A 13,775-nucleotide genomic window follows, 5' to 3' on the forward strand; every position below is an offset into this window, starting at 1 on the left:
CGTGCCGCGGCCAGCCTGTTGGCAATCGCCCAACATCGCCCGGCCAGGTGATGGTCGCGCCCAGACTCGCATCGCTGCGATGCACGTGGGGAAGGGCGCCGCGCGGATCGCTCCCGGATGGCATGACATCTGCATAACGTGCTGCAGGCGGCTTGCCGCTTGACCGTTCCGGCATCCGTCGTGCTCAGGGAAACCCCGTCGGCGACGGTTGCTACCAACGCTGAGCGCCCAAGGACACATGGAGCGCGCGAGCGCTGCGGATGCAATCGGGAGGCTGACGTGGACCCAACCTGGCTGGGTATGGCTGCCGGCACGATCGTGCTTGCGATCGCTGCGGCCGGCGTGACGGCGCACTACCTCCGTGAGCGCCGCCGCGCCGATTTCCTGCGCAATTTCGATCACCACGCATGGTGGCAGCGGACCCACGGTGCAGCCTGCGCTTCGGGTGGATTCGACACAGGCCGCTGGGCAGTGCAAACAAAAACGTGGCGGAAACAACGAACGGGGAATCAGGCCTCCATCAAGTAATGGAGGCCAGCGGGGGCGCGGGAAAAGTTGCGGGAGCGTATTGAACCTGCGCATCGGTTCAAGCTAGTTGCATCCTACGTGGCAATCGTTAGAGGAACCTCATCATGAAATCCCTTGCTCAAACCTTCGTTATCCTTACCATTCTGTCTGCTCCGGCTGTCTCGTTTGCACAATCGAACAGCGCCGTGACGCCTGAGCAGGTCCGCGCCGAGCTTATTCAGCTCGAACAGGCGGGCTACCGCCCAGGTGACGGCGACAATACCAACTACCCAGCCGACATCCAGGCTGCCGAAGCACGCGTGGCCGCGCAGAACGGCGGAAGCGGTTACGGCGGGATGGCAGGCAGTACGTCGTCCTCTGGCGCGCCCGCCGCCGGTGACAGCATGAAGCCGGTTTACTTCGGTCAGTAAGCCAGGGCGTTGACGAGCCCCTACTTTCCCATCGACGAATCGAGGGGCTCTTTTCGGGCATCAGCCGAGAAATGAGGGCCGGACTTACGAGCGCATTGCATGAAACCTGAAAAATTGCCAGGATTTTATGTCGACTGGGCATGCGGTATGCTGTGCACCTTTGAAAACGTTGAGCCATCGCTCATTTGACTGACATGTGGTCCACGACGCCATCACTGCGCTATTTGAGCGTTCTCGCAATCTGTGCGTTGTTCACAGCGTGCGGACAAATGGCGTCCCGGCAAGCCGCGTGCAGCGGCGAATCCTGTCATATGCGCCACGAGGCGGTCCAATCCGGCGAGGCATCCTGGTATGCGGAGAAGTTCCAGGGCCATGAGACCGCGAACGGGGAACGCTTCAACACCGGCGCATTCACGGCTGCCCATCGAACCTTGCCGCTCGGCAGCTATGTGCGCGTCAGATCGGTGGCAACCGGGAAGTCGGTCGTGGTGCGCATCAACGATCGCGGCCCCTATGTGAGAGGCCGGATCATCGATCTCTCGTATGCCGCGGCGAAAGCGCTGGGGCTCACCGACGCACGGTCGATGCGGGTGCAGATCGAACGTATAGGGAACACGCCGAACGCACAGACGGCGTCGGACGACGACGGAACCCTGACGACAGGAAGATGACGTGAGGGGGCCGTCACATCCTTGCCTTCACCCCCTTCTACATGGACAAGCCCGCTGCCTCACCCAGTGGTTTGAGCGGCGCTTGCGCTGCCCCGCCTGAAATGACCCGGCTTCAGCGCCACGACGGCCACGAGACTGAGCGCGATGCCGATCATCACATAGAGTACCGGCGCCAGCGGCGATCCCGTGAGTACGATGAGCCAGGTCACGAAAGTCTGCGCAAAGCCGCCAAAGATCAGGACGACGACGTTATTGACCACCGCGAGCGAGGTCGCGCGCGTGCGCTTGGGGAACATCTCGGCAAGCGTCGTGCAATAGACGCCGAGGAAGGTAGCACTCACTACGCCGATCACGATCTGCGCGACGAGCAGCCGGGAGACGGACGGCGCCGCCACGATCCAGGCATAGAGCGGATAGATCGCCACCAGGTAGGCGCCCAGCGAGCCGACCAGCAGCGTCTTGCGGTCGTAGCGGTCGGATAGCGCGCCCGCGATCGGCGTGACGATCAGCATGACGATGGCCGCGATCATTTGCACCATGAAGCTTTCCGAAACGGGCAGCTTGAGCACCTGTTTCGCATACGTGACGGTGTAGCCGAACGTGACGTAGAACGTGACGGTGCTCGCCACCACCATGCCCATCCCGATCAGATAATCGGACAGTCCGCGCTTGACGGCGGCCGCTTCCGCCGCGCGGGTGACCGGCGTCGCGTGGATGCGCGCGTAGGTTTCGTTTGCGTGGCGGCGCAGGTAGATGGTCAGCGGCGCGATGAGCAGGCCCACCGCGAACGGGATGCGCCACGCGCCCGCGAGTTGCTGCTCGGGCGTGAACGCCTGCGTGACCACCATGCCGAGTGCGGCGCCCAGCATCGTCGACATGAGTTGTCCGCTCATCTGCCACGAGCCGTAGAAGCCGGTGCGATTTGGGGGCGCCAGTTCGATCAGGAACGCCGTCGATGTGCCGAATTCACCGCCGATCGAAAAACCTTGCAGCAGCCGGGCCACGAGCATCAGGACCGGCGCGGCGAGGCCGGCCGTTGCATACGTCGGCGCGAAGGTCATGATCGCGGCGGCCAGCGCCATGATGCCCATGCCGAGCGTCATGGCCGCCTTGCGGCCGTACGTGTCGCCGTAAAGACCGAGCAGCACGCCGCCCACGGGACGCATGAAAAAACCCGCGCCGAAGAGGGCCGTGGTCAGCAGGATGGCGTTCAGATCCGCGCCCGCTGCGCCGTGCGAGGCCGGAAAGAACAACTTGCTGATGATCGGCGTCATCGCGGCGAAGATGGTGAAGTCGAACCACTCCATCGCATTGGCCAGCACGGCGGCCACGATGACAGGCTTGATGCCAGGTTGAGTGCCCATCGGCTATCCCCGGGTTTTGGTTGAAGGGAGGTCCAGCGTCGGTCGGTCAGGGGCGGGTGCCGGCTCGGGAAACACAGGTTCGCCGAGATTGAGCATCAGCCGGTTCGCCCACGCGAAGATGGCAATCGAATGGATCAGGTCGAGAATTTCGGCATCCGTAAGACCCGCCTCACGCAATTCGCGCAACTGGGCCGCCTCGATCTCGTCGGGGTGCTCGGTCAGCGCGGCCGAGAAGCGGGCAATCGCCTCTTCGCGCTTTGTCGTGCCCGCGCTGTGCGGATCGGCGAACACCTGCCGGATCACGTCGTTGCGCTTGGCGAGCTGCTCGAAACGCTGGGCGTGCACCGATGCGCAATACACGCAGCCGTTGAGCCGTGAAACCACGGTGGTCGAGAGTTCCCGTTCCGCGCGAGGCAAGCCGCCGGGCGCGTACATGATTGCGTTGAACGCGGCGGAGCGCTGCCGCAGGATTTCCGGCTGATGGACGAGAAACCGGTAGTAGTCCGATACTTTTGCCTTGGGGTGGCTTTCCTCGAGAACGGCAATTTGACCCGCGGTGGCCTGGTCGAGGTCGACGACGTCGAGCCACGCGTCCCATTCGAGTGATTCGTTCGTGAAGCCGTGCGATCGGATGATGTCGCTCATGATGCGCGCTCCAGCTGCTTGAGGGCTTGCAGACCCGCGACGAGGCGCGTCTGGTACGACAGAAAGGCAATCAGCTGGGCGAGCGCCACCACGGCCGGCGTCGTCAGGCCGGCGGCGGGCAGCGTCTGCAGCGCGGCCTTGTCGCCGGCAACCGGATTTTCGATCAGCGTGCGCGTGAACGCGAGGATCGCGCGCAGGCGCGGCGCAGCGAGATCCTCGGTCGCGCCCGTTTCCACGGCGGCGAGCGTCGCTGCATCGACATCGTGCGCGGCCAGTTCGGCGCGGTAGTGGGCAGCGAGCGCCGGTGAGGGCGCGAGGCGGCTCGCATAGAGCGCGACGAGTAGCCGCTCGATCAACGTGAGGCCTTCCAGCGTGGGGTCGAACAGCGCGTCGTAGCTGCCTTGCGTCGCTTCCACCACTTTGGCGCGCTGGTGCCGCAATGTGCGGGTGGCCGAGTCGGGCGCCAGGTCGGCAACGCGATCGACGATGTCGTCAGTGTCGTATGTCATGGTCAATTCCGGAGAACGGCAGATTCACGCGCTCATTTCGCTTCGCGCTCGGCGAGTGCCGGAGGCGATGGCGCGGGCGTCCATTCGTCGCCTTCGATTTCCGGCTCGGCGAAGGCCGCCATGTTGGCGTAGTGCAACTCGACATCCTCTCGATAGAACGTGGCGGCAAGCCCTTGTGCGAGCCGCTTCGCGCCGTCGCTGACCGCCGGAATATCGCCCGACAGCGCGCCGTGCGAGAGCGTCGCGGGCGCGCAAAAGCAGTGAATGCGCTCGAGCCCGGGGCACGCGCCGGGCGTCTTTTCCTGGAATTCGAACACCGGTCCGAGGTCGGGCGAATCGGCAAGCTCGATGTCGTCGTCGCCGGCTGGCGCCGCGTAGCGGTCTTTCCACGCACGAACGTGGCGGGCAAACGGCGCGAACTCGGGGCGGCTCGTCAGATCGATGCGAAAGCCCGTTGCGAACACCAGGAAGTCCAGTGCGAAGTCGCCTTTCGGTGTGCTGACGTGCAGTTCGTCGTCGACCTGTTCGACACCGGTTATCGGCGCACCGAGGTTGAAGCGGGCGTTGGCGTGGCGCGACACGCGCAGCGTACTGCCGCGCGGCGGCGGCACCTGCTGCACGTTGATGTAGTGGCGGATGCGCCACTTCCAGTCGTCGGAGAGCGCGACATGGCCATGTGTGAGGCCCGGGTTGCCCGCGCCCTTGCCCTTGTTGATGCGCGGGATGTCCGCGCGACGGATCAGCAGATCGACCGAGGCCGCACCCGCTTCGAGCGCGGTGGCCGCACTGTCCATCGCCGATGCCCCCGCGCCGATGACGCCGACGCGCTTGCCGCGCAGCGTGCCATAGTCCATGACGTCGGACGAATGGGCGTAGAAGCGGCGCGGCAGATCGCGCACGAAGGCCGGCACGGCAGGACCGCCCAGGCCGTCGCGGCCCGTCGCGAGGACGACGTGGCGCGCATGGATGGTCTCGCCGCCGGCAGCGCTCGTGAGGGACAGCGCGACGCTGCCGTTTGCGCACGGTGTGATGGCGGTGACGCGGTGTTCGTTGCGCACGTCGATGTCGAGCACATCGCGGTACCAGCGCAGATAGTCCATCCATTGCATACGCGGAATCTTGTCGAGCGCGTCCCACGCCTGCCCGCCGAACTGCGCTTCGAACCACGCGCGGAACGTGAGCGAGGGCAGGCCGAGCGCGGGGCCGGTCAGCTGCTTCGGAGAACGTAATGTTTCCATGCGCGCGGTGGTGGCCCATGGACCTTCGAAACCGCGCGGCGACTGATCGTAAATGACGGCGTCGATGCCGAGATGGTCGAGCGCGGCGGCCAGCGCAAGCCCCGCCATACCGCCGCCCACGATCGCCACGTTGATCAAGGAGCGGCCATCGAGAGTGCGTTCGGGTATCCAGCGCTTCGCGGGCAGTTCGAGCCACGCGAGATCCTCGCGCAGACGGGCTTCGAGCGCGGCGAGACCTGCGGACGATGGGGTGGTCGGATTCATTAAGGCAACGATTCCTTGGCGGCGGGCAGATCGCCATACAGCGACTGCAGGACTTGGGCGTGTTCGGCGCTCGCACGCAGCGCGAAATCGGGCAGCACAGCGCGAGCTGCGTCCGCGAGCGCGTCGATGAGCGTCACGGCCGAGGGGGGCAACGCGATGGCATCGCGCGAGATCACGCCGAAGAAATACGGAATGTCGGCGTCGATCGGGCGGATCGCGACACCGGCCAGCGGCATGCCGTAGGCGGTGACGGGTTCGAGCACCGAGATGCCGAGCCCGGCGCGAACCGCGGTCAGCGCGTTCATCGACGAATTCGTCTCTATCAGCCCCGCAGGGGAAACGTCTGCTTGTGCGAACGCATGATCGAGCCGGCGGCGCAGGCGATACGGGTTCTGCATCGTGACGATGCGCCGGCCCTCGCAGGCCGACAGCGGCAGCCGCTCGGAGCGGGCTAGCGGATCATCGTCGCGCAGCGCCGCAACGCACGCGGATTGCCCGATCCAGTGCACGACCACGCCGCGATGTTCAAGCGGCAGGCTCGCCACGCCGATGTCGGCCGCGCCGGTGAGGACATCGTGCACGACCTGTTCGGGGGGCAGGCTGCGCAACTGGATCGTCTGCGCGGTGTCAGCGAGATCGGTGCGCGCGAGCGCAACTGGGACGAGGCCGGCGGCGAGGGCAGAGGTCGCGGCGATGCGCAGCGGCCGGCTTTCGCCGCGGCCGATTTCGCCGGCGCGCTTGCGGATCTGTTGCACGCCCGTCAGCACGTGCTCGACGTCCTCATAGAGCAGGATGCCTTGCTCGGTCGGCGTGACGCGTGGGCCATTGCGCGTGAACAGCGCATAGCCGACCTCGGTTTCGAGCTCCTGGATCAGCCGCGTGATCGCTGGCTGCGAGCGCCCCAGCAGGCGGCCGGCGGCGGTGACGCTGCCGGTCGTGATCACTGCGGCGAAGGCTTCGAGCTGGCGTAGTTCCATCTTCCGGTTGATGTGGGGGTGCACGAGAATGCGTAAATCACATTCTGACGCTGTAAGAATACGTTTTTCAAATAATTGATCTTTATATCGTTATTCCGGAAGAGGGGTTTCCCCTAACGACATTGTTCCTGTCGTGGCGTGGGCGGCAAGACTCGGCACCGGTTCTCAACGTGTGCCCGGATGAAGAAGCGGTGGTATCGGCACGATGGTCTTCGCTGAACGCGCGTCCTGCAGTCTTTGAGACGAAGACGCGGTGATCAAGGCTGCATCGATCATGCGCCTGTCACGTTTTGGCAGAACCTTCGGGAGACCGCCATGAAGATCGTGTTGCTGGTGGCTTGCTCAATGATCAGTTCAAGCGCATTTGCGGAATGCGCGACCAACAACCGTGGACAAACTGCAACGTGGGCATACCGCGTGGCGGTTGCCCCGGCAACCGTGCGTCCTTGCCGTGTACAGCAAAACGCGGCTCGGCGGGATATCGGACCAAAGTCTCATTGTTTTTGCCCTGGACGGCTACCACACTTGACGACTACGAGCGCCGTGACAGGACGGCGCCGATACTAACGCGCCGGGCAGCGCTGGTGGCGCTTCGAGCGCGCCGTATGCGCGGGCACCTCAGCCAGCGACCCAAAGATCATTCCGATCTTCGCGCGAATCATCGGGGCACGTTGTATCGAAGAAGTCATAACCGGCGTGGGCAATCGTCCGGGAGCGGCAAGTCGGCTGGCCCCGTCATGCTTGAGCCGGCGCCGTGTCCAGCGCAGTATGCAGATCCTTGCTGATCCAATTCGCGAACAGTGAGAGCGGGCAACGCAGAGGTGACCATGGCGCGCGCGTACCGGGGCGATGCGCAGGTCCGGCGCGTTGCGGGAGGCCATTCATGAGCGGACCGTTCTTTCCGGAGCATCGACCGTTACCCCGGGTTGCGGCACGCCGGGACCGCCTGCCGCTAATCTTCGTCGTCATTGCGCTGACGCTCTTCGCCGGCTGCAAGAAGGCATCGGGGCCGCCGGCGCTCGGCGCACCGGAAGTCACGGTGATGACGGTCACGGCTCAGGACACCCCGGTTCAGCTCGAGTTCACCGCACAGACGCAGAGTTCGCGTGAAGTCGAAATTCGTGCGCGCGTGGACGGCTTTCTCGACCGGCGGACCTATTCCGAAGGCGACAAGGTGAAGGCCGGCCAGACGATGTTCCTGATGGATCCGAAGCCATTTCAGGCCGCGCTCCAGACGGCGCGGGGCGAGCTTGCGCAGCAGCAGGCGCGGCTCACGGTAGCGCAGCAGAATCTTGCACGCGTCAAGCCGCTCGCCGCGCAACAGGCATTGAGCCAGAAGGACCTCGACGACGCGATCGGCAACGAGAAGCAGGCCCAGGCCGCGGTGATTTCCGCCCAAGGGCAGGTCGAGACAGCGGAACTCAATCTCGGCTACACGACGATCAAGTCGCCGCTGGATGGACTCGCGAGCTATGCAAGACAGCAGGACGGCAGCTATCTGATCGCCAATTCATCCGGTCTCCTTACGTTTGTCTATCAGCTCGATCCGATCTGGGTGAACTTCAGCATTTCCGAAAACGAAATGCTCCACTTTCAGGACGAGATTTCGGCAGGCAAGCTGATCTTCCCGCCGAATAGCGAATTCGTCGTGGTCGTGCTACTTGCGGACGGCACGGAATTTCCGCAGCACGGCGCCATCAGTTTTGCGAATCCGGCGTTCAGCACCGACACGGGCACGTTCCTCGTGCGGGCCTCCCTTGCGAACCCTAAGGGCACGTTGCGGCCGGGCCAGTTCGTGCGCGCGCGCGTGACGGGCGCCACGCGGCCGAATGCCGTCCTCGTGCCGCAACGGGCCGTGCTGCAGGGCGCGAAGAGCCACTTCGTCTGGGTCGTGGACAATGAGTCGAAGGCGAAGCAGCGCGTAGTGGAAGTCGGCGACTGGAGCGGCGACAACTGGTTCATCAACGATGGCCTGAAGGCCGGCGAGCGCATCGTGGTAGACGGCGCGATCCGCGTCGTGCCCGACGTGCCGCTCAAGATTGCCGGAACGCTTCCTTCGACGCAGACCGGCGGCAAGGCAGTCGTCGAGAAGGGCGGGGCGTCAGCGCCGCAGGCGAGTGCGGGCACGCGCGCGACGGCGCCTGCCGCAAGCAGCGGCGCGTCGCAGTAAGGGGCGACTCGATGAACATCTCGCACTTCTGCATCGATCGGCCCATCTTCGCGTCCGTCATCTCGATCGTGATCACGCTCGGCGGCGCATTGACGATGCTCGCGCTTCCCATCGCCCAGTATCCGGACGTCACGCCGCCGCAGGTCACGGTCTCCGCGACCTACCCGGGGGCCAGCGCGGACGTCGTGGCGAACAACGTGGCGGCGCCGATCGAGCAACAGGTCAACGGCGCGGACAACATGATCTACATGTATTCGTCCGGTTCGTCCACGGGCAACTACACGCTCAATGTGTTCTTCGGGATCGGCACCAATCCGGAACTCGCCCAGGTCGACGTGCAGAACCGCGTAAACCTCGCGCTGCCGCAACTGCCGCAGCAGGTGCAGTCGCAGGGCGTCCAGGTGCAGAAGAAGTCGAACGCTTTCATGATGGTGATCGCGATCTACTCCCCGGACGACCGCTTCGACCCGACCTATATCGCGAACTACGCAAACGTCTACGTGCTCGATACGCTCAAGCGGATTCCAGGCGCGAACCAGTCGTCGATCTTTGGCACTCCGGATTATGCGATGCGGATCTGGTTGAAGCCCGATCGCATGGCGCAGCTCGGCATTACCGCCGGCGACGTGCAAAACGCCGTGCGCGCCCAGAACCAGCAATTCGCGGTCGGCACCGTCGGCCAGGCGCCAACCGGCAACCCGGTCGAGCAGTCGTTCGCAGTGACGACAACCGGGCGGCTCGCGACGGCCGCCGAATTCGACAACATCATCATCCGCGCAGCGAGCAACGGCGCGGCGATCGTACGCCTGAAAGACATTGGCCGGGCCGAACTGGGACAAAAGAGCTATTCGAATCGCACCACCTTCCAGGGCAAGCCCGCGACGATCATCGCGGTCTACCAGCAGCCGGGTGCGAACGCGCTCGACGTTTCGAAGCAGGTACACGAGACACTTGCGCAACTCAAAACGTCGTTTCCTGAGGGGCTCGACTATCAGATCGCGTTGGACACGACGGATTTCACGCGTGCTTCGATCGCAGACGTGATCCATACGTTCTTCGAAGCGCTCGTGCTGGTGGTGATCGTCGTGTACGTGTTTCTGCAGAGCCTGCGCGCGACGCTCATTCCGGTGCTGGCCGTCCCGGTGTCGATCGTCGGCACGGCGATGGGGATGGCGGCGCTGGGCTTTTCGATCAACATGCTGACGTTGTTCGGCATGGTGCTCGCCATCGGCATCGTCGTGGACGACGCGATCGTCGTGATCGAGAACGTCGAGCGCAACATGACGGTATTCAAGCTCAGTCCGAAAGACGCGGCCAAGCGGGCGATGGACGAGGTGTCGGGCCCGGTCATCGCGATCGTGCTCGTCATGTGCGCCGTGTTCGTGCCGGTTGCGTTCCTGGGCGGGATCACCGGACAGTTGTACAAGCAGTTCGCAATCACGATCGCGATCTCGGTGGTGTTCTCGGGCATCGTGGCGCTCACGCTGTCTCCGGCACTGGCCGCCATTCTGCTCAAGCCCACGCACCATGAGAAAAAGGGCTTCTTCCGGTGGTTCGACAACCAGTTCGCGCGGATGACCGCCGGCTACGGGCGCGCCGTGCAGTTCATCATCCGGCGTTACGTGTTGGGCCTGCTCGTTTTCGGCGCCGTGATCGCGCTTGCGGTCCTCATGGGCAAGTCGATCCCCGGCGCTTTCCTGCCCCCCGAGGACCAGGGCTATCTGCTTGGCGCGATCATCATGCCGGACGCCGCGAGCCTCGATCGCACCGCGGCCGTGGGCGACAAGGTCACCGACCATTTCATGAAGCAGGCCGCGGTCAGCAGCATCACGATCGTGAACGGCTACAGCTTGCTCGACAGCCAGAACAAGAACAACGCGGGCACGTTCTTCGTCGGCCTGAAAGGGTTCGACGAACGGTACAAGTTCTCGAACATCCGGGAGCAAAACGCGCGTGCCGTGCTGATCAAGGCTTACGAAACGCTCTCGAAGATTCAGGAGGGCATCGTCGTACCGGTGAATCCACCGTCCATTCCCGGTCTCGGTACCACGGGCGGCAGCGAAATGTGGATCGAAAGCCACGGAGACGGCTCCATTCAGCAGCTCGCTGGCGTTGTGCAGGACTTCATGACGAAGGCGAAGGCGCGCCCCGAACTGACCGGTGTGACCACGACGTTTAACGCAAGCTCGCAGCAGTTGCTCGTGAACGTCGACCGCGACCAGGCGGAGACACTCGGCGTGCCGGTCGAAGAGGTGTACAGCGCGATGCAGACGATGTTCGGCTCGCTCTACGTCTCGCAGTTCAACAAGGACGCGCGGCTCTGGCAGGTGATCGTTCAGGCCGATCCGCGCTACCGGCTCACGCCCGCCGACCTCGACCAGATTTACGTGCGCAGCCGCTCGAACAACATGGTGCCGATCAAGGCGGTGATGACTTACAAGTACGTCACGGGACCCGATCTGATCACGCGCTTCAACAACTTCCCGGCGGTGAAAATTACCGCGAATGCGGCTCCGGGCTACAGTTCGGGCCAGGTGATCGACACCCTGAAGGAACTCGCCGCGCAGATGCCGCCGGGCTACGCCGTCGGGTGGAGCGGCGAGGCGTTCGAAGAGATCAAGTCGGGTTCGACCGGGGGGCTCGTGTTCGTGTTCGGGATCGTCATGGTGTTCCTGATCCTCGCTGCGCAATATGAGAAGTGGTCGCTGCCACTCGGCGTACTCATGGCGGTGCCGTTCGCGCTGTTCGGCGCGCTGCTCGCGATCCTGCTGCGCGGCCTGAACAACGACGTGTACTTCCAGATCGGGCTCACCATGCTGATCGCGCTCGCCGCGAAGAACGCGATCCTGATCTTCGAGTTCGCCGTCCTGAACCGGGAGACGGGCAAGACGCCGTACGACGCCGCGCTCGTCGCCGCGGAAGAGCGCCTGCGGCCGATCGTGATGACGTCGCTTGCGTTCATCCTCGGCTGCGTGCCGCTCGCCATAGCACTCGGCGCCTCGCAAAACAGCCGCCATTCGATCGGCACCGGCGTGATCGGCGGGATGCTGGGTGCGACCGCCATCGCCGTGTTCTTCATTCCGATGTTCTACTGGGGGATCGAGTCGCTGGGTTCGCGCAAGGGCGGCGGCAAGGAAACGCCCAAGCCGGATAACGAAGCGCCACCACCGGCCTCGGGCGGCCCTGGCTCGCCGACCGTCACGCCGTCCGCGCGGCACGAGGGCGACTGACATGCGTGCCGCAGCCTTCACGCGCGTCGCCGCGCCAGTCCTGCTCATCGGCTTGCTGAACGGCTGTCTGCTCGGCCCCGACTACGAGCGGCCGAAAGTGGAGGTGCCGGCAACGTACCGGTTTGCTTACCCGGACGTGGCCGACGTCGCCAACACCATGTGGTGGGCGCAGTTCGACGACCCGGTGCTGAACGACCTGGTGAAGACCGCGCTGGAAAACAACCTCAACGTGAAACAGGCGGCTGCGCGTGTCGACGAGTTCATGGGACAGTTCGTGAGCACGCGCTCGGCACTGTTCCCGCAGGCGAGTGCCAGTTTCAGCGCGACGCGCGAGCGCGCATCGCAGAACGGGCCGACGCCGATACCGGCCGGCGTCTCGCCGGTCTTCAACGAGTTCCAGCCGAATCTGTCCGCCTTCTGGACCATCGATCTGTTTGGCCAGGTGCGGCGCGAAACCGAAGCGGCACGTGCCAACGTAAACGCGGCCGAGCAGAGCCGCCGCGCGACGATCCTGACGCTCGTCGCATCGGTTGCATCGTCCTATATCACGCTGCGCAGCCTCGACGCGCAGCTCGAAATCGCGAAGAGCACAACGGAGAGTCGCGCCGATTCCGTGCATGTGTTCACGTTGCGCCAGCAGTTCGGGCAGACCTCGGATATGGAACTTGCCCAGAGCCAGTCCGACTATGCGGCGACGAAGGCGACCATCCCGCAATTCGAGCAGCAGATCGCCCAGCAGGAAGACGCGATTGCGGTGCTGCTCGGCAGCAATCCCGAGCCGATCCTGCGCGGTCGCGCACTGGTGGATCTCTCGACGCCGGCCGTGCCTGCGGGCATGCCGTCGGACCTGCTCGAACGCCGCCCGGACCTGCTGCAGGCCGAGCAGAATCTGGTTGCGCAAAATGCGCTGATCGGTGCGGCGCGCGCGCTGTATTTCCCGCAGATCTCGCTCACGGGGCTCTTCGGATCAGTGAGTACGCAGTTCTCCAGTCTTTTCACCGGACCTGCTCGGGTATGGGCGTTCGCCGGCTCGGCAACGATGCCGCTCTTTACGGGCGGCAACATCTACGGTCAGAACAAGCAGGCCGACGCGCGTCAACAGGAGGCGCTGTTCGCCTACGAAAATGCGATAAGGGTCGCGTTCCAGCAGGTTGACGACGCGCTGATCTCGACGCAGAAGTCGCGTGAGCAGCTTGAGATTCAGAACGATCAGGTCGCCTCGCTGCGCAAGTATCTGCGGCTCGCGCGGCTACGCTACGAGGGCGGTTATACGAGCTACCTGGAGGTGCTCGATGCCGAGCGCAATCTGTTCAACGCGGAACTGCAGCAGACGCAGACCCGGGCCGCGACGCTGACGAACCTCGTCAATCTCTACATGGCGATGGGCGGCGGGTGGGTCGTGCAGGCGGAGCAGATGAGCGTGCCGCAACCGGCAAGCGGACCGCCTCCTGCACAGCCCGCTACGGCGGAACCCGTTGCGCAGGTACCGCAATGATCCTCGGAGGGCTTGATGCGAGCGACGGTCCGTCGCTACGCTGAGGGAGGCGGATCGCGAGGAGATTGGTGCTGGAGACATGGTTATCTTTTATTTAACATAATGCAAATTATCGAACTTTTTGATGTGAGGGCTACGTCCTAATGTCGTGTTCTGGCTATTTACAGATGTCGTGTTTTTGAGCGCTGGCAAGCTGGCAGACTGCTGCAACCGCTGCGGGGCCTGCCATGAAGCCGGACACGACGCTGGTGAGTTTGAGCATGCGCGAACTGGA

General features: G+C 64.1%; 10 protein-coding genes and 1 pseudogene. 6 read left to right on the plus strand and 5 right to left on the minus strand.

Annotated features, from left to right (window positions below):
* Positions 1-279 precede the first annotated feature (279 nt).
* The 3 genes and pseudogenes from AB3X98_RS24380 to AB3X98_RS24390 all read left to right on the plus strand — a co-directional run.
* Positions 280-528, plus strand: a complete 249-nt coding sequence (locus AB3X98_RS24380; protein ID WP_141710858.1) for a hypothetical protein — start codon at positions 280-282, stop codon at positions 526-528.
* A gap of 104 nt (positions 529-632) precedes the next feature.
* Entirely contained in the window at positions 633-938 is a 306-nt protein-coding gene (locus tag AB3X98_RS24385; RefSeq protein ID WP_342946153.1) for a DUF4148 domain-containing protein, read from the plus strand.
* A gap of 329 nt (positions 939-1,267) precedes the next feature.
* A pseudogene (locus AB3X98_RS24390) lies at positions 1,268-1,609 on the plus strand (septal ring lytic transglycosylase RlpA family protein); the annotation flags it as partial.
* Positions 1,610-1,668: 59 nt separating this feature from the next.
* Here AB3X98_RS24390 and AB3X98_RS24395 read toward each other — a convergent pair.
* Genes AB3X98_RS24395 through AB3X98_RS24415 form a run of 5 tightly spaced genes read right to left on the minus strand, consistent with a single transcriptional unit; the run spans position 1,669 to position 6,606 of the window.
* A complete protein-coding gene (locus tag AB3X98_RS24395) occupies positions 1,669-2,973 on the minus strand; it encodes an MFS transporter (protein ID WP_368605797.1) in 1,305 nt (434 codons plus the stop codon).
* 3 nt (positions 2,974-2,976) lie between these two features.
* Positions 2,977-3,618 carry a peroxidase-related enzyme gene (locus tag AB3X98_RS24400; protein ID WP_368605796.1) on the minus strand — a complete coding sequence of 214 codons (642 nt, stop codon included), beginning with the start codon at positions 3,616-3,618 and terminating at the stop codon, positions 2,977-2,979.
* A complete protein-coding gene (locus AB3X98_RS24405) occupies positions 3,615-4,127 on the minus strand; it encodes a CMD domain-containing protein (protein WP_368605795.1) in 513 nt (170 codons plus the stop codon). The genes AB3X98_RS24400 and AB3X98_RS24405 overlap by 4 nt, the downstream gene beginning before the upstream one ends.
* Before the next feature lie 32 nt (positions 4,128-4,159).
* Entirely contained in the window at positions 4,160-5,629 is a 1,470-nt protein-coding gene (locus AB3X98_RS24410; protein WP_368605794.1) for an NAD(P)-binding domain-containing protein, read from the minus strand.
* Positions 5,629-6,606 (minus strand): LysR family transcriptional regulator, encoded by a 978-nt coding sequence (locus AB3X98_RS24415; protein WP_069268033.1) that lies wholly within the window; start codon positions 6,604-6,606, stop codon positions 5,629-5,631. The genes AB3X98_RS24410 and AB3X98_RS24415 overlap by 1 nt, the downstream gene beginning before the upstream one ends.
* 883 nt (positions 6,607-7,489) lie before the next feature.
* Between AB3X98_RS24415 and AB3X98_RS24420 the strand changes: the two genes are divergently transcribed.
* Genes AB3X98_RS24420 through AB3X98_RS24430 form a run of 3 tightly spaced genes read left to right on the plus strand, consistent with a single transcriptional unit; the run spans position 7,490 to position 13,501 of the window.
* A complete protein-coding gene (locus AB3X98_RS24420; RefSeq protein WP_083245551.1) occupies positions 7,490-8,776 on the plus strand; it encodes an efflux RND transporter periplasmic adaptor subunit in 1,287 nt (428 codons plus the stop codon).
* 11 nt (positions 8,777-8,787) lie between these two features.
* Positions 8,788-12,006, plus strand: a complete 3,219-nt coding sequence (locus AB3X98_RS24425) for an efflux RND transporter permease subunit (protein WP_069268034.1) — start codon at positions 8,788-8,790, stop codon at positions 12,004-12,006.
* Position 12,007: 1 nt separating this feature from the next.
* Entirely contained in the window at positions 12,008-13,501 is a 1,494-nt protein-coding gene (locus AB3X98_RS24430; RefSeq protein WP_368605793.1) for an efflux transporter outer membrane subunit, read from the plus strand.
* Positions 13,502-13,775: the final 274 nt, after the last annotated feature.

It is taken from the genome of Paraburkholderia sp. BR14312 (assembly GCF_040948675.1).
In the GTDB taxonomy this organism is placed as follows: domain Bacteria; phylum Pseudomonadota; class Gammaproteobacteria; order Burkholderiales; family Burkholderiaceae; genus Paraburkholderia; species Paraburkholderia nodosa_A.